Annotated in this window: 20 protein-coding genes and 1 rRNA gene; 9 read left to right on the top strand and 12 right to left on the bottom strand. The window is 62.1% G+C overall.

The genetic code is table 11. From position 1 onward, the window contains the following. Positions 1 to 11: 11 nt before the first annotated feature. The 9 genes from bioB to ACQ4WR_RS13525 all read right to left on the bottom strand — a co-directional run bounded on the left by bioB (position 12) and on the right by ACQ4WR_RS13525 (position 10,177). Positions 12 to 1,058 (bottom strand): biotin synthase BioB, encoded by a 1,047-nt coding sequence (bioB, locus tag ACQ4WR_RS13485; protein WP_046681747.1) that lies wholly within the window; start codon positions 1,056 to 1,058, stop codon positions 12 to 14. A gap of 45 nt (positions 1,059 to 1,103) precedes the next feature. Beyond that, complete coding sequence (bioD, locus tag ACQ4WR_RS13490) at positions 1,104 to 1,895, bottom strand: dethiobiotin synthase (protein WP_436487808.1); 792 nt, start codon at positions 1,893 to 1,895, stop codon at positions 1,104 to 1,106. Beyond that, on the bottom strand, positions 1,885 to 3,081 hold the full coding sequence (bioF, locus tag ACQ4WR_RS13495; RefSeq protein WP_436487810.1) for an 8-amino-7-oxononanoate synthase: 1,197 nt from the start codon (positions 3,079 to 3,081) through the stop codon (positions 1,885 to 1,887). The genes bioD and bioF overlap by 11 nt, the downstream gene beginning before the upstream one ends. Before the next feature lies 1 nt (position 3,082). Further along, positions 3,083 to 4,411 carry an adenosylmethionine--8-amino-7-oxononanoate transaminase gene (gene bioA / locus ACQ4WR_RS13500; RefSeq protein WP_436487812.1) on the bottom strand — a complete coding sequence of 443 codons (1,329 nt, stop codon included), beginning with the start codon at positions 4,409 to 4,411 and terminating at the stop codon, positions 3,083 to 3,085. Between the two features lie 45 nt (positions 4,412 to 4,456). Further along, positions 4,457 to 5,245, bottom strand: a complete 789-nt coding sequence (locus tag ACQ4WR_RS13505) for an enoyl-CoA hydratase/isomerase family protein (protein ID WP_102295240.1) — start codon at positions 5,243 to 5,245, stop codon at positions 4,457 to 4,459. A 21-nt stretch (positions 5,246 to 5,266) separates the two neighbouring features. Then, positions 5,267 to 6,889: a carboxyl transferase domain-containing protein gene (locus ACQ4WR_RS13510; protein ID WP_436487814.1), complete on the bottom strand. Its 1,623-nt coding sequence runs from the start codon at positions 6,887 to 6,889 to the stop codon at positions 5,267 to 5,269. Positions 6,890 to 6,929: 40 nt separating this feature from the next. Further along, the gene (locus ACQ4WR_RS13515) at positions 6,930 to 7,385 is read right to left on the bottom strand and encodes a YchJ family protein (RefSeq protein WP_219726831.1); all 456 of its coding nucleotides are present in this window, start codon (positions 7,383 to 7,385) and stop codon (positions 6,930 to 6,932) included. 68 nt (positions 7,386 to 7,453) lie between these two features. After that, on the bottom strand, positions 7,454 to 8,701 hold the full coding sequence (locus ACQ4WR_RS13520; protein ID WP_436487816.1) for a D-amino acid dehydrogenase: 1,248 nt from the start codon (positions 8,699 to 8,701) through the stop codon (positions 7,454 to 7,456). 120 nt (positions 8,702 to 8,821) lie between these two features. After that, positions 8,822 to 10,177 carry a serine hydrolase domain-containing protein gene (locus ACQ4WR_RS13525; protein WP_436487817.1) on the bottom strand — a complete coding sequence of 452 codons (1,356 nt, stop codon included), beginning with the start codon at positions 10,175 to 10,177 and terminating at the stop codon, positions 8,822 to 8,824. Between the two features lie 228 nt (positions 10,178 to 10,405). Here ACQ4WR_RS13525 and ACQ4WR_RS13530 point away from each other — a divergent pair, with 228 nt between their 5' ends. Beyond that, positions 10,406 to 11,146, top strand: coding sequence for a GntR family transcriptional regulator (locus tag ACQ4WR_RS13530; RefSeq protein WP_102295246.1), 741 nt, complete (start codon positions 10,406 to 10,408; stop codon positions 11,144 to 11,146). A gap of 81 nt (positions 11,147 to 11,227) precedes the next feature. Here the strand turns inward: ACQ4WR_RS13530 and ACQ4WR_RS13535 are convergent, their stop codons facing one another. Both ACQ4WR_RS13535 and ACQ4WR_RS13540 read right to left on the bottom strand, forming a co-directional pair. Continuing rightward, positions 11,228 to 12,361, bottom strand: a complete 1,134-nt coding sequence (locus tag ACQ4WR_RS13535) for a nuclear transport factor 2 family protein (protein WP_436487819.1) — start codon at positions 12,359 to 12,361, stop codon at positions 11,228 to 11,230. A gap of 141 nt (positions 12,362 to 12,502) precedes the next feature. Further along, positions 12,503 to 13,561, bottom strand: coding sequence for a helix-turn-helix transcriptional regulator (locus ACQ4WR_RS13540; RefSeq protein WP_436487821.1), 1,059 nt, complete (start codon positions 13,559 to 13,561; stop codon positions 12,503 to 12,505). A gap of 214 nt (positions 13,562 to 13,775) precedes the next feature. On the opposite strand from ACQ4WR_RS13540, the gene ACQ4WR_RS13545 reads away from it, so the two are divergent. The 7 genes from ACQ4WR_RS13545 to ACQ4WR_RS13575 all read left to right on the top strand — a co-directional run bounded on the left by ACQ4WR_RS13545 (position 13,776) and on the right by ACQ4WR_RS13575 (position 21,237). Then, positions 13,776 to 14,657, top strand: a complete 882-nt coding sequence (locus ACQ4WR_RS13545; RefSeq protein WP_436487822.1) for an N-acetylmuramic acid 6-phosphate etherase — start codon at positions 13,776 to 13,778, stop codon at positions 14,655 to 14,657. Between the two features lie 45 nt (positions 14,658 to 14,702). Beyond that, a complete protein-coding gene (locus ACQ4WR_RS13550) occupies positions 14,703 to 16,013 on the top strand; it encodes an MFS transporter (RefSeq protein ID WP_436487824.1) in 1,311 nt (436 codons plus the stop codon). A 91-nt stretch (positions 16,014 to 16,104) separates the two neighbouring features. Then, the gene (locus ACQ4WR_RS13555) at positions 16,105 to 17,766 is read left to right on the top strand and encodes a glycoside hydrolase family 10-like protein (RefSeq protein WP_436487826.1); all 1,662 of its coding nucleotides are present in this window, start codon (positions 16,105 to 16,107) and stop codon (positions 17,764 to 17,766) included. A gap of 94 nt (positions 17,767 to 17,860) precedes the next feature. Beyond that, complete coding sequence (locus ACQ4WR_RS13560; protein ID WP_436487828.1) at positions 17,861 to 18,799, top strand: N-acetylglucosamine kinase; 939 nt, start codon at positions 17,861 to 17,863, stop codon at positions 18,797 to 18,799. A 37-nt stretch (positions 18,800 to 18,836) separates the two neighbouring features. Next, positions 18,837 to 19,637, top strand: a complete 801-nt coding sequence (locus tag ACQ4WR_RS13565; protein WP_102295259.1) for an N-acetylmuramoyl-L-alanine amidase — start codon at positions 18,837 to 18,839, stop codon at positions 19,635 to 19,637. A gap of 83 nt (positions 19,638 to 19,720) precedes the next feature. Beyond that, positions 19,721 to 20,623, top strand: coding sequence for a LysR family transcriptional regulator (locus ACQ4WR_RS13570; RefSeq protein WP_436487830.1), 903 nt, complete (start codon positions 19,721 to 19,723; stop codon positions 20,621 to 20,623). Beyond that, positions 20,623 to 21,237, top strand: a complete 615-nt coding sequence (locus ACQ4WR_RS13575; RefSeq protein ID WP_102295262.1) for a M15 family metallopeptidase — start codon at positions 20,623 to 20,625, stop codon at positions 21,235 to 21,237. The genes ACQ4WR_RS13570 and ACQ4WR_RS13575 overlap by 1 nt, the downstream gene beginning before the upstream one ends. Here the strand turns inward: ACQ4WR_RS13575 and ACQ4WR_RS13580 are convergent, their stop codons facing one another. Next, a complete protein-coding gene (locus ACQ4WR_RS13580; protein WP_436487832.1) occupies positions 21,238 to 22,617 on the bottom strand; it encodes a sodium-dependent transporter in 1,380 nt (459 codons plus the stop codon). It lies immediately after the preceding gene. A 486-nt stretch (positions 22,618 to 23,103) separates the two neighbouring features. Here ACQ4WR_RS13580 and ACQ4WR_RS13585 point away from each other — a divergent pair. Further along, positions 23,104 to 23,202: ribosomal RNA gene (locus tag ACQ4WR_RS13585) — 16S ribosomal RNA — on the top strand; the annotation flags it as partial.

The raw sequence follows: 23,202 nt of genomic DNA on the forward strand, positions 1-23,202 counted from the left end.
CAAGGCAGGCATCAGCAGCCGCACTTCTCTTTCTGCACCGATTCAAGCATGGCGCCGCGCGTCTGCAAGCCCAGCTTACCGAGCAAGACGCGGTCGTCTTCCGCTTCCGGGTTGTCGGTGGTGAGCAGCTTGTCGCCGTAGAAGATGGAGTTGGCGCCAGCCAGGAAGCACATGGCCTGCACGGCTTCGCCCATCTGGCGGCGGCCGGCCGACAAGCGCACGCGCGCCTTTGGCATGGTGATGCGGGCCACGGCGATGGTGCGCACGAATTCGAACGGGTCCAGCGCTTCCAGGCCAAACAAAGGCGTGCCTTCCACCTGCACCAGGTGGTTGACGGGTACCGATTCCGGATATGGATTGAGGTTCGCCAGTTGGGCGATCAGGCCCGCGCGTTGCAGACGCGTCTCGCCCATGCCGACGATGCCGCCGCAGCACACTTTCAAGCCTGCTTCGCGCACGCGGCCCAGGGTGTCCAGGCGGTCCTGGTATTCGCGCGTGGAGATGACGTTGTCGTAGAACTCGGGCGCCGTATCGAGGTTGTGATTATAGAAATCCAGACCGGCGTTTTTCAGGCGGTCCGCTTGTCCCTCTTCCAGCATGCCCAGGGTGGCGCAGGTTTCCAGGCCCAGCGCTTTGACTTTGCTGACCATTTCCTCGACCTTGTCCATGTCGCGGTCTTTCGGGCCGCGCCAGGCGGCGCCCATGCAGAAGCGCGTGGCGCCGTTGGCTTTTGCCTGGCGGGCCGCGTCGAGCACCGTGTCGATGTCGAGGATTTTTTTCGCTTCCACGCCCGTGTCGTAACGGGCTGCCTGCGGGCAGTAGCCGCAGTCTTCCTCGCAGCCGCCCGTCTTGATCGACAGCAGGGTCGCCAGTTCCACGTCGCCATCGGGGAAGTTGATGCGGTGGGTTTGCTGGGCCTTGAACATCAGGTCATTGAACGGCAGGTCGAACAGGGCCAGCACATCATCGATGGGCCAGGTGGCCGCTTCCGGCAGGGTGATGCGTGCGGCCGGACGGTGCAGTTCGACGGTTTTTGCTGCTTCTTGGACTACGGACATGGTGATTCCTTCGCTTCTATTTTTGGATACGATTAATTGTTTGGTTTAAGTGTTCGACTGTTGCGCCGGCCAGTTCGGCAGGCCGGTGAAATCGAGATACGCGGCCGCCGCTTGCGCGCTCGGTTGCGCCAGGCGCGGCACCCTGCCCAGCAGCGGCGCCGGGATGCGCTCGATCAGCGCATCGATATTTTCGTCGAGGAAGCGCATTTCCACTTCCAGTGTATTGGCGACCCAGCCGATGACCGTCAGGCCGCGCGCTTCGATGGCTTCCAACGTCAGCAAGGCCTGGCTGATGCAGCCCAGGCGCATGCCGACCACAAGGATCACGGGCAGGTCGAGCTGCTGCGCCAGGTCGGCAGAATCGAAACCGGGAGACAGCGGCACGCGGAAACCGCCCACGCCTTCGACCACCACGGCGTCCGAGGCGGCAGCTATTTCCAGGTAGGCGGCCAGGATGGGCACGGATTCGATGCTCACGCCTTCGAGCGCGGCGGCGATGTGCGGCGCAGCCGGTTCCTTCAGCATGTAGGGCGTCGTCAGGCTGCGCAGCATGGTGACGTTGCCGGCGGCGATCAGGCTGTCGGCGTCTTCATTATGCAGTTCGCCATCGCGCATCTCGGCGCCGGCGGCCACGGGCTTCATGCCGCAGGCGCGCACGCCGCGCGCCACCAGCGCGTGCAGCAGGGCCGACGACGTCAGGGTCTTGCCGATTTCCGTGTCGGTGCCGGTGACGAAACAGGCAAAGCGCGATGGCAGGCCGGTGGTGGCCGGCGCCGGCTGCACGGCCGGTGCCAGGTCCGCCAGCACGTCCGCCACGATAGGGTCATCAAGGCTCATGGCGAGTCCTTTCCAGAGTGTTGACTGCGTTGATCAATTGCGCCACTTCCTGCGCCGTGTGGCCGGCCGACAGGGTCGCGCGCAGGCGCGCCGTGCCAGCTGGCACGGTGGGCGGGCGGATCGCGCCGACCCACAGGCCCTGCTCGTACAGTTGGGCGGCGACGGCCAGCATGTGCGCGTTTTCGCCGATGATGACGGGCTGGATGGCGGTCACTGAAGGCAAGGCTTGCCAGCGTTGCAGCTGCAAGCCGTCGTTCCACTGCGCCACCAGCGCCGCCAGGTGGGCGCGGCGTTGCTTTCCTTCTTCACCGGCGATGATGTCCAGGCTGGCCAAGAGCGCATGCGCGAGCGCGGGTGCTGCCGCCGTGGTGAAGATGTAGGGGCGTGCCTTCTGGATCAGCGTGTCGATCACGGCTTCGTGCGCGCACACAAAGGCGCCGCCCACGCCGGCCGATTTTCCCAGGGTGCCCACATACACGAGGTAGGGCGAACGCAAATTGAAATGTTCGAGCGCACCGCGGCCATGCTCGCCCAGCGCGCCGAAGCCGTGCGCGTCGTCGACCACCAGCCAGGCGCCGTATTGTTCGCACAGGGCCAGCAGCGCGGGCAGCGGCGCCAGGTCGCCATCCATGCTGAAGACACTGTCGGTGACGACGATCTTGGTTTGCGCCGTGCTGGCTGCCAGCAGGCCCGCCAAGGCATCGAGGTCGGCGTGCGGATACACGCGCGTTTTCACGCGGGCCAGGCGCGTGCCGTCGATCAGCGAGGCGTGGTTCAGCGCTTCCGAAAAAATCTCCGCGTCCGGGTCGCCGGCCGACAGGGCCGTGAGCACGGCCAGGTTGGCCATGTAGCCGGTGCAGAAATACAGGGCGCGCGCCTGTTCCAGGTTGGCGCCGACGAACGCCGCCAGCCGCTCTTCCAGCTGCGCGTGGGCGCGGCTATGGCCGCTGATCAGGTGCGAAGCGCCGCTGCCGGCGCCATACAGGTCGGCGCCCTCTTTCAGCGCGGCGACGATGCGCGGATGCGCGGCCAGGCCCAGGTAATCATTGCTGCAAAAGGCCAGCATGGCGCGCCCGTCCACCGTCAGGCGCGGCGCGCATGGCGTGTCGACGGTGCGGCGGCGGCGGATCAGGCTGCGCTCTTCCAGTCCGTGCAACTGCTGCTTCAAGCGCGTGAGCAGTTCCATCTCAGGCTCCCGTCACGCTGTTGAAGACGGCCAGGGTCTGCTGGCCCAGGCCGGCGATTTCCTCGTCGTCGAGGATGTACGGCGGCATCAGGTAGACGGTGGAGCCGATGGGACGCATCAGCAGTTCATGTTCCAGTGCCGTGCTGAAGAAGCGGCGCGAGAAATCGGGCGCCGCATCCACCGCATCGAAGGCCCAGATCATGCCCTGCTGTCTGAAGTTTTTTACCTTGTCATGCTGCGCCAGCGGCGCCAATGCGCGCGTGATCTTGGCGGCGCGCACGCGGTTGGCCACCAGCACGTCGTCTTCCTCGAAAATCGACAAAGTCGCCAGCGCGGCGCGGCAGGCCAGCGGGTTGCCCGTGTACGAGTGCGAATGCAAAAAGCCGCGGCGTACGTCGGTGCTGTAGAACGCCTGATAGATGTCTTCGCGCGTCATCACCAGGGACAGCGGCAGGTAGCCGCCGCTGATGCCTTTCGACAGGCAGACGAAATCGGGCCAGATGCCGGCCTGCTCGCATGCAAAAAAGGTGCCCGTGCGGCCGCAGCCGACGGCGATTTCGTCGAGGATCAAATGGACTTGATAGCGGTCGCACAGGGCGCGCACCAGGGACAGGTACAGCGGGTCGTGCATGGCCATGCCGGTCGCGCATTGCACCAGCGGCTCGATGATGATGGCGGCGATTTTGTCGGCTTTTTGCTGGAACAGGTGTTCCACTTCACAGGCGGCGCGGCGCGCCACATCTTCAGCCGTTTCGCCTTCGGCCGCCTGGCGCAAGTCGGGCGACATCACGGTCTGCGTGGCACGCAGCAGCGGACCGTAGGCATCCTTGAACAGGGCGACGTCCGTGACGGCCAGGGCGCCGATGGTTTCGCCGTGGTAGCTACCCTTTAAACAGACGAATTCCTGTTTCTCGCTCTTGCCGCTGTTGCGCCAGGCGTGAAAACTCATTTTCAGGGCGATTTCCACGGCCGAGGCGCCGTCGGAGGCATAAAAACTGTGGCCAAGCACGCCGCCGGTGAGCGCAGAGAGCTTTTCCGACAGTTCGATCACCGGTTCATGCGTGAAACCGGCCAGCATGGCGTGTTCCAGGCGGTCCAGCTGATCCTTGAGTTCCGCATTGATGCGCGGATTCGCATGGCCGAACAGGTTCACCCACCAGGAGCTGATGGCGTCCAGGTAGCGTCGGCCTTCGTGGTCATACAGCCAGGCGCCGCGGCCATGGCTGACGGGGATGAGCGGTACAGTCTCGTGGTGCTGCATTTGCGTGCACGGATGCCACACGCTGCGCAGACTGCGTTCGACCCAGCCCGATTGTTTTTCTGCTTTCAAAACTGCTCCAATGATATTCTTAGACCATGGGCTTCAGACTATTCACTAGCCCATGAGCCAAGCCGGCTTGCGCTTGTCGAGGAACGATTGCACGCCTTCGCGGCCCTGTTCCGAGGCGCGGATCTGCGCGATGCGCTCGGCGGTATCCGCCAGCAGCGCGTCGTCGACCGGCAAGCCGGCGATCTCGCGCACCAGCGTTTTCGCTTGCGCCACGGCGTGCGGGCTATTGCCCGTCAGCGCTTTCAGCACCTCCGCCGTTTTCGCGTCCAGCGCGCTTGCCTCGACTACCTCGTGGGCAAAGCCGATGCGCAGCGCCTCTTGCGCGGAGAACCGCTCGGCGCTCAGGAAATAGCGGCGCGCCGCGTTTTCGCCCATGGCCTTGATGACATACGGTGAAATAGTGGCCGGGATCAGGCCCAGCCGCACTTCGCTCAGGCAGAAATGCACATCTTCCGCAGCCAGAATGATATCGCATGCGGCGACCAGGCCCATGCCGCCCGCATAACAGTCGCCCTGGATCTTCGCCACCACGGGCTTCGGGCACAGGTAAATCGTGCGCAGCATCTGCGCCAGCTGCAGCGCGTCGGCCTGGTTTTCGGCATGCGTGTAGCCTGCCATCTTCTTCATCCAGTTCAGGTCCGCACCGGCGCAAAAGGCCGCGCCATTCGCCGCCAGCACGATGGCGCGCACCATGTCGCTGCGTCCCAGGCCCTCGAAGGCGCGCGCCAGTTCGGCGATCGTCGTCTCGTTGAAGGCGTTGCGCACGTCAGGGCGGTTCAGGGTCACGGTGGCGACATTGCCCTCGATGACCAGTTTTAAGGTTTCAAATTCCATGATCTTCTCCCTGAATGCCGCTTACATGCGGAACACGCCGAACTTCGTGTCCGGGATTTCCGCGTTCAAGGCGGCCGACAGGCCCAGGCCCAGCACCATGCGGGTGTCGGCCGGGTCGATCACGCCATCGTCCCACAGGCGCGCGGTGGCATAGTATGGGTGGCCCTGGTGTTCGTATTGGTCCTTGATCGGCTGCTTGAAGGCCGCTTCCTCATCCGCGCTCCACTGCCCGCCCTTGCCCTCGATGCCGTCGCGCTTGACGGTCGCCAGCACGGAGGCGGCCTGGTCGCCGCCCATGACGGAGATGCGCGCATTCGGCCACATCCACATGAAACGGGGGGAAAACGCGCGCCCGCACATGCCGTAGTTGCCGGCGCCGAAGCTGCCGCCGATGATCACCGTGAATTTCGGCACGGCCGCCGTGGCGACAGCGGTCACCATCTTGGCGCCATTGCGGGCGATGCCTTCGTTTTCATATTTGCGGCCCACCATGAAGCCCGTGATATTTTGCAGGAAGACCAGCGGGATCTTGCGCTGGCAGCACAGCTCGATGAAGTGCGTGCCTTTCAGCGCCGATTCGGAGAACAAAATGCCGTTGTTGGCGATGATGCCGACTTTCACGCCATAGATATGCGCGAAGCCGCAGATCAGGGTGGTGCCGTAGCGGGCCTTGAATTCGTCGAAATCGCTGCCGTCGACGATGCGCGCGATCACTTCCCTCACGTCGAACGGCTTGCGCGTATCGACGGGGATCACGCCATACAGTTCCTGCGTCGGGTATTTCGGCTCGACGGAGGCGCGCAAATCCATCTGCTGCGGTTTTTTACGGTTCAGGTTTGAGACGATGGTGCGCGCCAGCGACAGCGCGTGCAAATCGTTCTGCGCCAGGTGGTCGACCACGCCGGACAAGCGCGTGTGCACGTCGCCGCCGCCCAGGTCTTCTGCCGTCACCACTTCGCCGGTGGCCGCTTTCACCAGCGGCGGGCCGCCGAGGAAAATCGTGCCCTGCTCCTTGACGATGATCGATTCATCGCTCATGGCCGGCACGTAGGCGCCGCCGGCCGTGCAAGAACCCATGACCACGGCGATTTGCGGGATGCCCTTGGCCGACAGGTTTGCCTGGTTGTAGAAGATGCGGCCGAAATGGTCGCGGTCGGGGAAGACGTCGTCCTGGTTCGGCAGGTTGGCGCCGCCCGAATCGACCAGGTAAATGCACGGCAGGTTGTTCTGGTCGGCGATTTCCTGGGCGCGCAAATGCTTTTTCACCGTCATCGGGTAATACGTGCCGCCCTTCACAGTGGCGTCATTGCACACGATCACGCACTCCTGGCCCGAGACGCGGCCGATGCCGGTGATGATGCCGGCGGCGGGCGCCGCATCGACGCCCTTGACGTCCTGGTACATGGCGTAGGCCGCCATCTGGGAAAACTCAAGGAAGGGCGTGCCGGGATCGAGCAGCATCTGCACCCTGTCGCGTGGCAGCAGCTTGCCGCGCGCCAGGTGTTTGGCGGCCGCCGCCTCGCCGCCACCGGCCGCGATCTTTTCCACCTTGTCGCGCAAATCGTCGACGATGGCTTGCATGGCCGCGGCATTGGCCTTGAAATCTTCACTGCGCGGATTGAGTTTGCTTTCGATGTGCGGCATTGCGGTTCCTTTTTCTTATCGCCCGGTCTCTCGGGTCGCGCTATTCGGGAAAACTGCCGTCGAGATAAAACCAGCGCATGCCGCCGTCACCAGCTTCGCGCACGAAGCGGCTCACTTCATGCAGGCGGTGCGCGCGGCCGTTGACCTTGTAGCGGGCCACGAATTCGACGCTGTCGCGGTTTGTCTCTTCGGCTTGATCTGCTGATATTGCTTTACGTTGACGTAAACGTAAAGCAGATTTTACCTCAAGTCCCAGCCAATGGACTTTTTCTTCTTCGGCAAATAAAGCGTCGGTGGGACGGGTGCTGGCATGCCAGGTGGCCAGCAGATACGGCTCGTCGCGCAGGGTGAACGCCGTGTAGCGCGAACGCATCAGCGCTTCGGCCGTGGGCGGCAGGGCGTCGCCCGCGATGTACGGGCCGCAGCAGTTGGCGTAGGCGGCGCCGCCACAGGGGCAGGCGGACAATTTCGAAGGTGTGGGCATGCGCTGGCAAATAGGGGAACTGAAAAGTTCCGCAATTATCCGCCATAACGGTGGCGCCGCGTGCGCGCCGCCTTGGCCGGCTATTTTTTCGGGCTGAGGAAGTCCAGCGCGAACGGCGGCGCCTTGCCGGCCATGAGGTCGGCAAGGATGCGCGCCGTGCCGGCGGCAAAGGTAAAGCCCAGCGGCCCATGGCCCACGTTGAGCCACAAGTTCGCATATTTGCTGGCGCCGACCAGCGGCGCGCTGTTTGGCGTGGCGGGGCGCAAGCCGGCCCAGGCCGTGGCCTGGTCGTAATCGGCTGCCTGTGGCATGGCTTCGCGCGCCAGTCGCGTCAGGCCGGCGATGCGGTTCCAATCGATGCGGTTGTCTGCGCCCACCATGTCGACCATGGCGGCCACGCGCAAGTGGCCGCCAATGCGCGCATACAGCACCTTGCGTTCGAAATCCGTGATGCTGATCTCGGGCGCCTTGTCCTGCGTGCGGATGGGCGCCGTCAGGCTGTAGCCTTTCAGCGGGTACAGCGGCAAATAAATGCCCGCCGTGGCGGCCAGGTCGCGGCTCTGGATGCCGGCCGCCAGCACGTAGTGGTCCGCTTGCAGCAAACCCAGGCTGGTATCGACGCCGCTCATCTTGCCATTGCGCGTGACGAGGCCGCGTGCTTGGCCTTTCAGCAGGAGAGAAAAGTTAGGGTGCTGCAGCAGGCGCGCTTCGAGGGTCAGGCAAAAGGCGTGGCAATCGGCCACCGCTTCGCCGGGCGTAAAGATGCCGCCCGCCAGGGAACCCTGCAAGGCGGCCAGCGCCGGTTCGCGCTGCACGGCTTCCAGCGGCGACAAGACTATGCGCGCCTCTTCCGATTCGGGGCGGGCCACGGCGCGCTGGAAGATGGCCGGCGAGCGGTAGACGATGAGCTTGCCCGCATCGCGCCAGGCATACGCCTCGGGCGGCACCGTCAACTCCAGCTGCGCCATGCCAGTGCGGCTCAGTTCGCCCAGTTCCAGCAGCTTGGCCGTCGTGCGGGCATTGCTGGCGCTGTTACAGTTGCGCAGGAAACTGGCCATCCAGCGCCATTGGCGCCAGTCGGCCTCCGGGCGGAAGCGCAGCGGTCCGTCTTTTTGCAGCAGCCACTGCAGGGCCTTCAGGGGGACGCCGGCGTCGGCCAGCGGTGCCACATAGCGATAGCTGAGCTGGCCGCCATTGCGGTAACTGGCGGCGACCGCCACTTCTTCATTGCGTTCCAGTAAAGTGACCTTGTAGCCGGCCTCGGCCAGCCACCAGGCCGATGTCAGACCGACGACGCCGCCGCCGATGATGATGACTTGTTGCTGCATGTAGCCTCGCTGCGTTGCGCTCCCATGGTGCGGGAGCATTCGGGAAGAGCTTAGAGGCTGGGCGTTATGGGAGCCAATGAAACATCATGGTGCAGCCATAACTTTCAGGAATGCACCATTTCAAGGCAAGGGGGGACTGTTGGCAATCGCACCACGGTATAAGGCCGTGAGTATCAATTCCTCGCTGCGCCCCATGGCGGAGTACGTGCCGGGGTATTGGCCGGGATCGCTGCCCGTGCCGCCCACCAGCATCACCATGCCGTTCCTGTTCTTGAAATCGAGCACGAAGGCGGAGACCAGGCCATACGCGTCGCCCAGGTGGCCCACGGCGTCGAAGCTGGCGCCGTCGGCCAGGCCGTTGCCCTGCCCTGCCACCGCATCGAATTGCTGGTTGCCCAGGCCCCAGGCGCGGTACAGGCCCCGCTCGCTGTCACCGTTGCCGCCAGCGGGCGCCAGTTGCCATTGCCGGCCAAACATCAGCGCGATGCTGGCCGGCTGCACGATCTGTTGACCCTGGTAGCGCCCGCCATCGAGCAGCATCTGCATGATCTTGCCCAGGCCGGCGGCGGAAATGCGCAAGCCGCCCGTGGGACTGAAGACGGTGGCATTGCTTCCGATCACATAATGTTCAAGGCCGGCCGGCGCGGCGGGTGGGCGCGCATGGAAATCGTCAACCTGCGCGATCCACGGCCCGTGCGGCTGCCACGCTTCCGTGTCAACGGTGCGCTTGCGGTACAGGGTAGCCGTGTTTGCCACGTCTTGCGCCGGGAACGCCGCCGGGTTGTAGCCGCCTGGCACGTCCATGGGATCGAGCAGCAAACGCCGCATCAGCAGGTCGAAGCGCTCGCCCGTGACTTGCTCCATCACCGTGCCGATCACGCCCCAGTTCAGGTTGGAATACGTGAAGTAGCGCCCTGGCGCCGCGGTCGTATCCCACATGAGGTCGCCACCGGCCGTAAACACGTCGCGCAGGCTGCGCTCCGGTCCCCAGGCGTAGCCGCCCGCATCGCGCAGCGAGGAGGTATGGCTGAGCAAGCTGCGCAAGGTCACGCTCTGCTGGGGGAAATGCGGATTGCGCAGGGAAAAGCCCAGATAAATACTGACATCCTGGTCCAGGCTCAGCTTGCCTTGCTCCACCAGGCGCATCAGGCCAAGAGTGGTCATCATCTTGGAGACCGAGGCGATGCGAAACAGGGTGGCCGGCGTCGCTGGCAAGTTGCTGTCCGGCGTAGCGCCCAGGTGGCGGTAGCCAAACTGCTGTTCATACGACACCTTGCCGTGGCGGATGGCCAGCACGGACAGGCTGGCCAGCGGGTGTGCAGGGTCATCGACGATGGCCGACAGGGCCGCATCGAGCGCGCGCTGCTGTGCGGGCGGCAGCGCTGGCGCGGCGCCGCTGCCGGGCGGCGCGGCCAGCGTACTCCAGGTCGTACCCAGCAACAGCAAGCCCAGCAAACCCGTCATTTTATTGATCATGCTTTCCCTGTGTCATGGTAGATGGAGTGCAGCACCAGCATAGGGTGGGAAAGTGTCCAAGGCCAATGAAAATTGCTTATTTATCTATAATGCAAAGCTATACCCATGGTAAAACATTGTTTTTTTAAGTGTATAACCGTTATTTATAGCTATTTTCCATTTATTCATGGGCGGACGGGATACGCGCAAGCGCCATCGCTATTACACTAGGAGGACAAGGAGAACTGTATGAGCCAGACCAGCGTAGAACTCAAGGTCGATTTAAATGACAATTCGCCTTTATATATGCAGATCGCCCGCAAGCTGAGCGATGACGTACGCAACGGCCGCTACCAGGTAGACCAGGCCCTGCCATCTGAACGTACCCTGTCCGAACTGCTCGACGTATCGCGCGTGACTGCCCGCAAGGCCATCGACCAGCTGGTCGAGCAAGGCCTCGTGGTGCGCCGCCGTGGCTCGGGCAACTATATTGCCCCGCGCATCGAGCAGCCGCTGTCGAACCTGTCGAGCTTTTCCGAGCAGCTGCAGCAGCGCGGCTACCGTCCCGGTTCGCGCTGGCTCAAGCGCGATGTCGTCATCGCCAGCAGCGATGAGCAGCTGAGCCTGGGCCTGGCCCAGAATACCAAAGTGGCCCGCCTGGAGCGCTTGCGCCTGGCCGACGACGTGGTGATGGCGTATGAAGTGAGCGTGCTGCCGTTCAGCGTGGTGCCGGACCCGGGCGCCGTGGGCGACTCGCTGTATGCATACCTGAGCAACATCAAGAAGGCCCCCGTGCGCGCCCTGCAGCACATCCGTGCCATGAATGCGACGGCCGAGCTGGCCAAGCAGCTGGGCATCCCCGATGGCCAGGCCGTGCTGTTCATCACGCGCATCGCCTATCTGGAGTCGGGCGAAGCGGTGGAACTTACGCATTCGTATTGCCGCAGCGATCATTACGATTTTGTCGCCGAAATGCGCCGTTCTCCATAAAGCTCGCGCGCCTCCCTGACGAGTCAGCATCGACCGGCTCGCCAGGAAACCGCTCCCCACGGCTGCTACGCGCTGTCTGAATTACTGCTCTATCAGGCGGATCATGGATTCCGCCACGCCGACGGACGACTCCCAGCTCATGCCGGTCACGAGCCGGCCGTCAACCTCGACGTGACTCTTGCCATTGGCGCCGTGCCTGAATATGCCGCCATGGCCCTTGATGCTGCCTTCCGCTGAAAAGGGATAGGCCTTGTAGACCGGCGATTCCTTGTTGAGATACGCATCGGGGAACGAGGTCAGCACCTTGCCCTGGATGAGGAAAGTACCGTCGCTGAGCTTCAGGTTCTTGACACCCTCGGTGCCATGGCAGATGGCCGCGATCACCCCGCCTTGTTGTTCGTAGATGCGCAAGGCGATGTCCTGCAGCGGCTTGTTGTCCGGGATGCCGACGATGGCCGAGCCGCCGCCGACGAAAGCCATGCCCGCATACTCGTCCGCCCTGACCTCGGCGACGGGCCTGGTATGGGCAAGTGCCCACATGAAATCACTGTCGTACAGATGCTGCTTGAGCAGCGGGTCCGACGTGACGAGCATTTCCAAAGGAACGGCGCCCCCCTCGGGACTGACGAAGTCGACCGCGTACCCTGCCTTGCGAAAGACTTCATAGGTATAGGCAAGTTCGGGGAAGTTATTGCCTGCGTTAATTTTGGTGCCGGGATATTCATGCACGTTCGACACCACCAGCAGCACCTTGCGTGCGTGGCGCGGGGCTGCCGGCTCGCGATCGGCCGACTTGCTGATGATCTTCCAGTTGCCGGCGATCTTTTTCAAAAGAAAGACATCCACATAGCGCACCCCTTGCTGGGGAATGTGGATCTCGGCCTTGGCGGTGGCCACCTTGCCGCTCACCTCCACCTTGATCAATCGTCCGTGGCGTCCATTGAATTGCCCTTTTTTCTCCTCGGTAAAGAGTTTGGCGTATTCCGGACCGCTCATTTCCCATTCCGCATCGTTTTTACCGTCCAGGTAAAGGCGGGCGGTGGCATGGAAGGCCTGGTTGATCTCGCTTTGTATGTTGAAGCTGGTGCCATGCAGATACAAGCCCACGGTTTCCCGGATGGCATTTTCGTCCTGGTCCGCAGTGGCGGCGGTAGCGACGGCGGCGATGCTTAGGAAGCAACAGGCGAGTATGGTTCGCACAAAAAACTGAATCATGGATTTACCCTGCATGAAGAATACGTTTATCGGAGCAACGACGATTTCAGATCGTTGATGGTCGATAATTTATCGAAATGCAGGGAAATTAATGTCGCCAAACAGGATGTCAGACTCCTGAATGGCGATTCCGGAGTGGTTTTACACGGGAATGGCCCCGGCCGCCTGGCCAGATTGGGCGCGGTAGCTGGCGGGTGTCTGCCCAGCCACTTTCTTGAAGGTCGAGTAAAAGGTGGAACTGGAGTTGAAGCCGCAGCGCTCGGCAACGGTATCCATGTTCAGTTGCGGTTCGCCGCTCAATACCTGTTTCGCTTCGGCGATACGGTATTCGTTGACGTAGTTAGTGAAGCTCTTGCCCAGCTTGTCATTGAGCACCTGCGACACCTGCGCCTGCGTGCATCCGGCCCGCTTTGCCAGTTGGGCCAAAGTCAGATTCGGGTTCAGATAGGATTGTTGCCCGCTCATCTGTTGTTCCAGCGCGGCGAGCACGGCCAGCGCATCGTCGTGCGCCAGGCGGCTATTCCGGTATTTCTCCTTCGGCTCGGCAGGCGTCGCGGTTTCCTTTCTCAGCAGAAAGACCATGACCGCGACGTGCAGCGAGAAGGTAAACGACAAGGCGCCGACAATATAGGACGTGAACGGCGTGCTCGCGTAGGCCGCCAGCATGATGCAGCTGCCTGCGAACACGCTCAGCAGGAGCACGTTGCTGGTCGCCATCCGCTGTCCGTCGTGCCACCATGCATGGCGGCTGTGCCAGAGCAGCCTTGCCGTTGCCAGCAGGTAGCCTAGCCAGAACACATGGATGGCATGGCTCGACAGATCCCACACAGAACGATACGCGGAATACGGAAAGGCAACGCCAATGCCAATCAGCAGGAAGGACACGCCCAGATGCCAACGCCATTGTTGTCCAGCAGGCAATTGCCCGCGCCCGGCCAGAAAAGCGCGCACATATAGATAGGTCAAGGGACCGATCAGCAGGCAGGCCGACAGGCCCAGCTGGCGAAATTCGATGGCAATCGCCGGGTTGAAGTAAAGAAAGGCGGATTTGGCGGTGCGTACCCCGACGGCCAGCAGCAATGCGCCCAGCAGGCAGTCGGCCAGGCAGCGAGGCCGGCGGCTGAAGAAATAGACGGCCAGAAAAATACCGTTGATGGCGCCCAGGGCGCTAAACAGGAACAGCAATTGGCGAGCGATCATGGGGCGGTCGTGGAGATAGGCGTCGAACCGCAGTATAGACACAAACGGCGCTGAAACTTGGCTCCGGCCCCCTGAATGCACAAATTGCATGGCAATGGCGGTACACGACGCTGTCCTGGCCATAAACTCCCGTTATGCCTGCCCGTCATCCTTTCATGGCTGATCTTGCACATCGGTATTAAACTGGTTTCACCTTCAACCATGTTCTGAAATCATGTTGAAAACTGAAACCCCGAGCCGGCGGCATCCGGATCTGGATCTGTATCCGGTGGAACAACTGGTGGCGGCGCTGGTTGATGACCAGTTCTGGGCCGTCGAGGCCGTGCGGCTGGCGTCGCCCGACATTGCCGTCGCCATCACGGCCGCTCTGCCCCGCATCGCCGCCGGCGGGCGCCTGCTGTACGTGGGAGCGGGCACGTCGGGACGCCTGGGCGTGCTCGACAGTGTTGAACTCACTCCCACGTTTTCCTGGCCACCGGAACGGGCCGTCGCCATCCTGGCCGGCGGCGCGGGCGCCATGTTCACGGCCGTCGAAGGCGCCGAAGATGATCTGCAACAGGGCGAGCGGGACTTGTCGGGACTGCAGCCGCAGGAAAATGATGTCGTGATCCTGCTGGCCGCGTCTGGCGCCACGCCGTATGTGCTGGGCGCCCTGCTGGCCGCGCGCAAGGCCGGTGCCTTGACGATCGGCATCGCCAACAACGTGGACGCTCCCGTGGCGCACGAGGCACAATGCGGCATCGTGCTCGACACGGGCACGGAAGTCATTTCCGGCAGCACCCGTTTGAAAGCGGGCACGGCGCAAAAAATCACCCTGAACACGATTTCCAGCGCCCTGATGGTCGGTTTGCATAAAACGTATGGAAACTTGATGGTAGACTTGAAGCCGACCAACGCCAAGCTGATCTGGCGTGCGGTGCGACTGACCATGCATGCCACCGGCGCCAGCGAGGCGCAGGCCAGGAGCGTGCTGGAGCAATGCCACTATCACGTCAAGGTGGCGATAGTTGCCTTGATCAAAAAAATCAACACAAACCAGGCACAGGCATTGTTGGCCAGAGCGGACGGCAGTGTGCGGGCGGCACTGGCGGCCTGATCCGATGGCGCGGCATTCTTCTGTCTGGGAGACAATGAAGGATGTATGGAGCTTGTGAAACAAACCGCCCCGGCGCGCGCGAATAAGCCGTCAAATAAGCCGTGGCTGTGGATCCCTTCCCTGTATTTCGGCCAGGGCATCCCCTATGTAGTGGTCATGACCTTGTCCGTGATCATGTACAAGAATTACGGCTTTTCGAATACGGATATTGCCCTGTATACCAGCTGGTTGTACTTGCCATGGGTCATCAAGCCGCTATGGTCGCCCTTCATCGACATGTACCGCACCAAGCGTTTCTGGATCATCGGCTTGCAGCTGGTGATCGGCGCCGCGCTGGCGCTGGTGGCGTTGACGACTTCCCTGCCGCATTTTTTCCAGATCAGCCTGGCCATCTTCTGGCTGATGGCCTTCAGTTCCGCCACGCATGATATCGCCGCCGACGGCTTCTATATGCTGGGCCTGGAAGAACACCAGCAGGCAGCCTTCGTCGGCGTGCGCAGCACGTTTTACCGCCTGGCGATGATCGCCGGCCAGGGCGGCCTCGTTTACCTGGCCGGTTACCTGACGCATGCGACGGGCAATGTGCAGCTGGCCTGGTCCGTCGTGTTTGCCATCCTGGCGGGCCTGTTCATCGCCCTCTTCCTGTACCACTATTTTGTCTTGCCGAAACCCAAGGATGACCGTCCCAGCATCCAGGGCGCCGGCGTGTCTCCGCTGCAGGAATTCGTCGCCACCTTTGCCTCCTTCTTCAAGAAGAAGGATATTGTCGTCATCCTGGGCTTCTTGCTGCTGTTCCGCCTCGGTGAAGCGCAACTGTTGAAGCTGGCCGCGCCCTTCCTGCTTGACCCCGTCGCCAAGGGCGGCCTGGGCCTCAGCACGGAACAAGTGGGCCTCGTCTACGGCACCATCGGCGTGATCGCCCTGACCCTGGGTGGCTTGCTGGGCGGTTACATCATTTCCCGCTTTGGCTTGAAACGCTGCCTGTGGATCATGGTGCTGTCCGTCCATTTGCCGGACCTGGTGTTTGTGTACCTGGCCACGGCCTTGCCCAGCAACGTCTATGTGATCGCCGGTGGCATTGCGTTGGAGCAATTTGGCTATGGCTTCGGTTTCGCCTCCTACATGTTGTACATGATCATGGTCTCCGATGGCGCGCATAAAACGGCCCATTACGCCATTTGCACGGGTTTCATGGCCCTGGGCATGATGTTGCCCGGCATGGCCAGCGGCTGGATACAGCAAATGCTCGGTTACCAGCACTTCTTTATCTGGGTCTGCATCGCCACCATTCCTGCCTTCATCATGGCCGCCCTGGTCAAGATCGATCCGGAATTCGGCAAGAAGGCCGCGGCCTGATTCTTTTGCCGTGCGCGCCCGCATGGATGGCGGGCGCACAGTAAAATGCCCGCACCGATAGACCTGCGCTCCACCACTGCAAGGAATTGTTTTGTTGTCTACTTTCAAAAAACGCCTGGGCGCCAGCGCCGGCGTACTGGCCGCGCTGGCCACTGCCACATTGCTCAGCAGCTGCACCAGCACCAGGATGCCTTCCGCCGTGCCGCCAGGGGACGCGGGCTTGCCCGCCGTGCCGCCCGTGCAGCACATCACGGGAGAAGTCCCGCCGCCAGCGCCGCGCGAGTTCCGCGCCGCCTGGGTCTCGACGGTGGCCAATATCGACTGGCCCAGCCGCAGTAACCTGCCTGTCGCCAAGCAGCAAGCCGAAGCGATCGCCATCCTCGACCGCGCCAAGTCTTTGAACTTGAACGCGATCGTGCTGCAGGTGCGTCCCAGCGCCGACACGATTTACCCGTCGCAACTGGAGCCATGGTCGGAATACCTGACCGGCAAGCAAGGCCAGCCGCCATTGCCCATGTATGACCCGCTGGCCTTCTGGGTGGCGCAGGCGCATGCCCGTGGCCTGGAATTGCACGCCTGGTTCAATCCTTACCGTGCCCGCCACGCCACGGCCAAGTCGCCGCTGGCGCGCGACAGTTTCGCCTCCACCAATCCGGCGTCCGTCAAGCAATACGGCCGCTACCTGTGGATGGACCCGGGCGACGCCGCCGCTTCCAAGCACACGACGGACGTGGTGCTCGACGTGGTGCGCCGCTACGATATCGACGGCGTGCACATCGACGATTACTTTTATCCGTATCCGATCGATGCGCCCGGTGCCGGTGCCGGTGCGGAAACGGCCGCGCTGGACGCGGGCAATGGCGGCGCCAAGCGCGAATTGCCGTTTCCCGATGAGCCTTCCTGGCAGCAATATCTGCTAGCCGGTGGCCAGCTGGACCGCCCTTCCTGGCGCCGCCAGAACGTCAACCAGCTGATTGAAGCCTTATATACAGGCATCCACCGCGAAAAGAGCTGGGTGCGTTTCGGCATCAGCCCGTTTGGCATCGGCCGTCCGGACCGCCGCCCTGCCGGCATCGTCGGCTTCAGCCAGTACGATAAATTGTATGCGGATGCGGAACTGTGGCTGGCCAAGGGCTGGCTCGACTATCTGTCTCCGCAGCTGTACTGGCCCGTGGCGCAGGCACCGCAGGCGTTTGGCGTGCTGCTCGACTACTGGCTGGCGCAAAATCCGTATGGCCGCCATGTGTGGCCTGGCCTGTACACGAGCCGCATCGACAATTCTGCCAAGTCCTTCACGCCGCAAGAGATCATCAAGCAGGTGGAAGTGACGCGCACGCGCCCTGGCGCGAATGGACAAGTGCATTTCAGCATGGTGCCTTTGATGCAGAACCGCAAGGGTGTCAGCGACCAGCTCAAGGCCAGCGTCTACCAAAGCCCTGCCCTGATTCCCGCCACGCCGTGGCTGGGCAAGGACGCGCCCGGCACGCCGGCCGTGGCCACGCGCCGCGATTCCACCAGCCTGAACCTGAAATTGACGGCGGGCGGCGGCAAGCCCGTGGCGCAGTATGCGGTCTGGGCACGCTATGGCGAAGACTGGCGTTTTACCGTGGTGACAGGCACGCAGGGCGAACTGACCCTGGTCGACGACGCCGTCGGCAAGGTCAATGCGGTGGTGGTCAGCGCCGTGGACCGTCTGGGCAATGAAAGCCCGCGCGTCACGATGCGCGCACCGTTTACGGCCGCTGCCAAGTAGTTGTTGACCGTTCACTCCTAGTCCATAACCTGCAGGCATGAAACATGCGCAAGCTTTCATGCCTGCCGGGAGCGCTTCGCTTTACACTCATGCCATGATTTCCTTCCCTACAGCCAATATTGATGCTGCCGTCCTCGGTCTGGGCATCGACGCGGGCGGCACGCAAACGCGCTGGGCCTTGGCCGGCGCGGACGGCGCCATCGTGGCGGACGGCGCCGTGGAAGGCTTGTCTGCCTTGCAAATGAGCAGCGCAGCTGGCCGCAGTACACTGCACGCCACGTTTGCGAAGCTGGCTCAGGCCGTGCTGGCCATTGGCTGGCCGCGCGCCGTGGTGGCGGGCTTGACGGGGTTTGGCGGCGACGACGTGGTTTTGACGCAAGCGCTGGCGGACTTGCTGGCGCTGCAGGCCGGTGACGTGACCATCTGCAACGATATCGAGATCGCCTATCGCGACAGTTTTGAACCAGGCGAAGGTTATCTGGTCTACGCGGGTACGGGCTCGATTGCCGCCTGGATTGATACGGATGGCGTGTTTCACCGTGCGGGCGGGCGCGGCGTGCTGCTCGACGATGGCGGCGGCGGCTACTGGATCGCCCGTGAAGCGTTGCGCCAGATCTGGCGCCGCGAAGACGAAGCGCCCGGCAGCTGGCAAGCCTCGCCCATGGCCGAGGCCGTGTTTGAACAGCTAGGCGGCAGCGACTGGTCACTGTCGCGCGCCTTCATGTATGGCGAGGATCGCGGTAGCATCGGCCGGCTGGCGCTGGCCGTGGCCGCCAGTGCCGACATTGACCCGCTGGCGCTGGACATCTTGCAACGTGCCGGGCAGGAATTGGCGCGCCTGGCCCTGGCCCTGACGGCGCGCCATGGCCCGCGCCCCGTGGTGCTGGCGGGCCGTGCGGCACAATTGCACCCGGCCATCGCGTCAGCCATGCGCGCTGCTTTGCCGGCATCGTTGACAATGGAGCAGAAAGTTGCCCGGGCACATGAGGCGGCCGCCAAGGTGGCGGTGAAAGCGGCGCTCAGGCGCTTGTAAAAACTGAACATTTTATTAACCCGAATACGGATCTTTCATGAAAAAAATCGCTCTCGCCATGCTGGTGGCCCTGCTTTCCGCCTGTACCACGCCCGCGCCGCACCTTGACCATAGCTTGAGCGCGCGCAGCCAGAGCCCGCGCGTGAAATTCATCGTCATCCATTACACGGTCAGTGACCTGCCCCGCTCGATCAAGATCCTGACGGAACAAGTGGTCAGCAGCCACTACCTGCTGACGGACACGGACAAGCCGAAGTTTTACGTGCTGGTCGACGAATCACGCCAGGCCAATCACGCCGGTGTGAGTAACTGGAAGACTTATACACAGTTAAATGTCAGCTCGATCGGCATCGAGATCGTCAATCCGGGCTTCAAGGACACGCCGGAAGGCCGTCTCTGGTATCCGTTTCCCCAGGCGCAGATCGATGAGCTGATTCCGCTGTTAAAAGATATCCAGGCCCGTTACAACATCGCGCCGGAAAATATCCTCGGCCATAACGAGATCGCGCCGCAGCGCAAGCAGGATCCGGGGCCGCTGTTCCCGTGGCGCCAGCTGGCTGATGCGGGCCTGATCGTCTGGCCGGACGCCAACCGTGTCGCTGCGCAGCGCCTCATTTTTGAGCAGCAGGTGCCGGACGCCGTCTGGTTCCAGAAAAAGCTGGCCCAGCACGGCTATGCGACGCCCAACACGGGCGTGTTCGATGAAGCGACGCGCAATGTGCTGATCGCCTTCCAGATGAAATACCGCAACACGCTGTTCGATGGCACGCCGGATGGTGAAACGGCGGCCCTGCTGGAAGTGCTGACGACCCCGGCCCCGGCTGTTGTTGCAAAGTAGCACGGCCGTTCCAGCCCATGACTTTTTCTTATATGCTGAACGCTGACGGCCCAAGCGGCCATGGCAAGGTAAAGGAATAGCTCATGCGGCTGCGTCATATCGAAGTGTTTCACGCCATCATGCAAGTTGGCACCATCAGCGGCGCCGCCCAGGTGCTGCATATCTCGCAACCGGCCGTGACCAAGGTCTTGCAGCATTGTGAGTTGCAACTGGGCATGCCGCTATTCGAGCGCGTGCGGGGCAAGCTGTATCCAAAACCCGAGGCGCACCGGCTGTTTGTCGAGACGGAAAAGCTCAACCGCGACTTATTGGGCATCCGCCGCCTGGCAGCCAGCCTGAAGGGGCATGCGGTGGAAACCATCCGCCTGGTCTCCACGCCGACGATTGCCATCAGCGTCTTGCCCTTCGCCATGACAGAATGGCGGCGCGACTTTCCCCACACACGTTGCCAGCTGGCCACGCATCACACGGGGGAGATCGTCAATACCTTGCGCCTGGGCGAAGCCGACCTGGCCGTCTCCCTGCAAGACCCGCGTCATCCGGGCATCGTGGCCGAGCCGCTCGCGCATGGTGTCATGACGGTCATCGCTCCGTCCGGCACCTGGCATGCGGCCGATTGCGGCACGCCGTTGACGGCGCATGGCCTGAATGGCGAGCTGATCGGTCATGCCGACAATGATCCGCTGGGGGAACTGGTCGTCGCCGCCTGCGAGGCGCAGGATATCCATCCTGTCTTCAGTACCGTGGTGCAGACCTATCAAATCGCCCGCTCGCTGGTGGAAGCGGGCGCTGGCATGGCCGTCGTCGATCCTTTTACGGCCGCGTCCGGTTCGCCCGAGCGCCTGCAGCGCCGGCCATGGGCGCCCACGATACCGATCCAACTGTATTTATTGACGGCCAGCCACTCGCCGCTGTCGCATGGCGCGCGGCGCCTGGCCGACAGCATCGGCGTGGCGGCGCGCAACTGCCTGGAAAGAGGAGTCTGATGTCTGTTGCAAGTTTGCAATTGGAAGCGGTCAGCAGTGATCCGCAATTTCGCCACCTGAGCAGCATTGCCGGCATCGCCGTCGATCTGCGCTATGCCACACCCGACAATTTCGTCGGCCGCGATTTATACAGCCCCATCGATTGCGCCTGGCTGCACCGCGATGCGGCCGCCGCCCTGGAAAAGGCCGTGGCGTGGCTGGCCGAGCGGCGGCCTGATCATCATCTGCTGGTGCTCGACGCCCTGCGCCCGCAGCGGGTGCAGCAGCAGCTGTGGGATGCATTGCAGGGAACGGAGCTGCTCGGCTATATCGCCGAGCCGTCGCGTGGCTCCATTCACTCGTTCGGCATGGCGCTCGACATCACCATCGTGGGGCCGGATGGGCAGGAACTGGACATGGGTACAGGCTTTGACGACCTAAGTGAGCGCTCGCACCCGTCACTGGAGCTGGTGTTGCTGGAAAAGGGAGAAATTACAGAGGAACAAGTGGGACATCGCCGATTGTTGCGCGACGCCATGTTCCAGGCGGGCTTTTTCGGTATCAACAGCGAATGGTGGCATTTCGATTGCGGCGACCGGGTGCTGGTGCGCCAGACCTACACCCGGGTACTCTGATCAAAAGACCTGTAAACCTTTCAGCATCACGATCAGGATCAGCACGGGCGAGACAAAGCGCAGCAGGAATAGCAGCACATGCGCCAGTTTTATATTCTGCAACTGGCCGTGGTTGCTGATCGCTTCAATAAAGTTGTGCTTGCCCCAGGCCCAGCCAGTAAACAAGGCAATCGCAATACCGCCCACGGGCAGGAAGATGTTCGACGAGACAAAGTCGAACAGATCAAACATATTCAAGTTAAACAGCTTGAAGTCTGCCAGGGCGCTGTTACTCAGCGCACACACGGAACCGAGCACGGCCAGCAGCAACATGGTCACGACGGTGGCCTTGGTGCGTGTCCAGCCGAAGCGTTCATGGAAGATCACCACGGGCACTTCCATCAGCGACAGCATCGCGCCTGTGGCGGCCACGGCTGCCAGGATGAAGAACACCACCATCAGGGCTTGCCCCATGGGGATTTGCGAGAACACGGCCGGGATCGTGATGAATACCAGTGATGGGCCCGCACTGGGGGCGAAGCCAAACGTGAACACGGCGGGGAAGATGGCGATGCCGGCCAGCATGGACACGCCCAGGTCGGCGGCCATCACGCGCAAGGTGGTGACGGGGATATTCTGGTCGTCGCGGAAATAGCTGCCGTAGGTCATCATGGTGCCCATGCCGACAGACAATTTGAAGAAGGCCAGGCCCATGGCCGTCAGCACGACGGAAGCCGTCAGTTTGGAAAAGTCGGGACGGAACAGAAAAGCCAGGCCTTCGCCTGCTTTATCCAGCGACAGGCTGACCGCGCAGAGCAGCAGTAGCAGCAGGAATAGCAGCGGCATGAGTTTCTTGGCGATCGCCTCGATGCCCTTGGTCACGCCCAGCATCAGGATGCCGCCGATAAACAGCAACACGCCCCATTGCCACAACAGCGATTGCACGGGATTGCTGATCAGCGAAGCGAAGGCGGCCTCCGTCACCACTTTGTCGCTGCTGAGGATGGAGCCATCGACGGCCTTGGCAATATAGGCGAACACCCAGCCCACCACTTCCGAATAGAACGCTACGATGAGGAAGGCGGCGACCATGCCGATGAGGCCGACCAGCCACCAGGGCTTGCCCTTGGGCGCCAGTTGTTCCATGGTCGAGATAGGATTGACCTTGGCGCGGCGTCCCAGGGTGATTTCCGCGATCATCACGGGCAATCCTACTAATAAGGTGGCGAGCAGATAGATGAGCAGGAAGCCGGCGCCGCCATTGGCACCCGTCAGGTAGGGGAACTTCCAGATATTGCCGAGACCGACTGCGGAACCGAGGGTGGCGGCGAGCACGCCGAAGCCAGTGGTAAAGCCAGCCCGTTTCAGGGTCAGGCCTGATCCTTGAGCTTGTTGTTTCATGGTGAATCTTCTATGGTGGGGCGCGGATTTGCGCTGAGGGGGCGAAATTGTAGCAGTTGGCCGCAAATACCCGGGAAAAGCCTTGCTTCCGATGGGGCGCTTTGCTATAGTTCGCCTCCCCAATGAGACGCACTAGTTTGCGGCACAAAAGGGACAGCCTTCAGAGGCTGGGTAGTAGAAAAGAAGGAGTTGACGATTGTGCTGAAATGCTTCATACTCTTCCTTCTTCGCAGCTGACAAACACAACGCTTTGTCGATAGCGCGAAAGTAGTGCAGAATACAGTTCTTTAACAATTAACAGTCGATAAGTGTGGGCATTTGATGTCAGTGCAGCGTCAATCTTCGGATTGGCGTCTAACTTAAAATATCAAATGTTCACAAGAAATAATGAAATAGGATACTTCTTCGGAAGTAGCCTGTCAGTTTTTTGAGTGAGCGACCCGTCAGCAATGACGGTGCCGGTAAAACGGCAAAGTAACAGAGATTAAACTGAAGAGTTTGATCCTGGCTCAGATTGAACGCTGGCGGCATGCCTTACACATGCAAGTCGAACGGCAGCACGGAGCTTGCTCTGGTGGCGAGTGG

The sequence above is a fragment of the Janthinobacterium amylolyticum genome (genome assembly GCF_051380655.1).
Lineage (GTDB): Bacteria > Pseudomonadota > Gammaproteobacteria > Burkholderiales > Burkholderiaceae_D > Janthinobacterium.

Excerpts from the sequence above, each read along its gene's own strand:
- bioB (WP_046681747.1), bottom strand. The coding sequence starts at position 1,058 with ATGTCCGTAGTCCAAGAAGCAGCAAAAACCGTCGAACTGCACCGTCCG.
- bioD (WP_436487808.1), bottom strand. The coding sequence starts at position 1,895 with ATGAGCCTTGATGACCCTATCGTGGCGGACGTGCTGGCGGACCTGGCA.
- bioF (WP_436487810.1), bottom strand. The coding sequence starts at position 3,081 with ATGGAACTGCTCACGCGCTTGAAGCAGCAGTTGCACGGACTGGAAGAG.
- ACQ4WR_RS13505 (WP_102295240.1), bottom strand. The coding sequence starts at position 5,245 with ATGGAATTTGAAACCTTAAAACTGGTCATCGAGGGCAATGTCGCCACC.
- ACQ4WR_RS13510 (WP_436487814.1), bottom strand. The coding sequence starts at position 6,889 with ATGCCGCACATCGAAAGCAAACTCAATCCGCGCAGTGAAGATTTCAAG.
- ACQ4WR_RS13520 (WP_436487816.1), bottom strand. The coding sequence starts at position 8,701 with ATGCAGCAACAAGTCATCATCATCGGCGGCGGCGTCGTCGGTCTGACA.
- ACQ4WR_RS13525 (WP_436487817.1), bottom strand. The coding sequence starts at position 10,177 with ATGATCAATAAAATGACGGGTTTGCTGGGCTTGCTGTTGCTGGGTACG.
- ACQ4WR_RS13530 (WP_102295246.1), top strand. The coding sequence starts at position 10,406 with ATGAGCCAGACCAGCGTAGAACTCAAGGTCGATTTAAATGACAATTCG.
- ACQ4WR_RS13535 (WP_436487819.1), bottom strand. The coding sequence starts at position 12,361 with ATGATTCAGTTTTTTGTGCGAACCATACTCGCCTGTTGCTTCCTAAGC.
- ACQ4WR_RS13540 (WP_436487821.1), bottom strand. The coding sequence starts at position 13,561 with ATGATCGCTCGCCAATTGCTGTTCCTGTTTAGCGCCCTGGGCGCCATC.
- ACQ4WR_RS13545 (WP_436487822.1), top strand. The coding sequence starts at position 13,776 with ATGTTGAAAACTGAAACCCCGAGCCGGCGGCATCCGGATCTGGATCTG.
- ACQ4WR_RS13550 (WP_436487824.1), top strand. The coding sequence starts at position 14,703 with ATGGAGCTTGTGAAACAAACCGCCCCGGCGCGCGCGAATAAGCCGTCA.
- ACQ4WR_RS13560 (WP_436487828.1), top strand. The coding sequence starts at position 17,861 with ATGATTTCCTTCCCTACAGCCAATATTGATGCTGCCGTCCTCGGTCTG.
- ACQ4WR_RS13565 (WP_102295259.1), top strand. The coding sequence starts at position 18,837 with ATGAAAAAAATCGCTCTCGCCATGCTGGTGGCCCTGCTTTCCGCCTGT.
- ACQ4WR_RS13570 (WP_436487830.1), top strand. The coding sequence starts at position 19,721 with ATGCGGCTGCGTCATATCGAAGTGTTTCACGCCATCATGCAAGTTGGC.
- ACQ4WR_RS13575 (WP_102295262.1), top strand. The coding sequence starts at position 20,623 with ATGTCTGTTGCAAGTTTGCAATTGGAAGCGGTCAGCAGTGATCCGCAA.
- ACQ4WR_RS13580 (WP_436487832.1), bottom strand. The coding sequence starts at position 22,617 with ATGAAACAACAAGCTCAAGGATCAGGCCTGACCCTGAAACGGGCTGGC.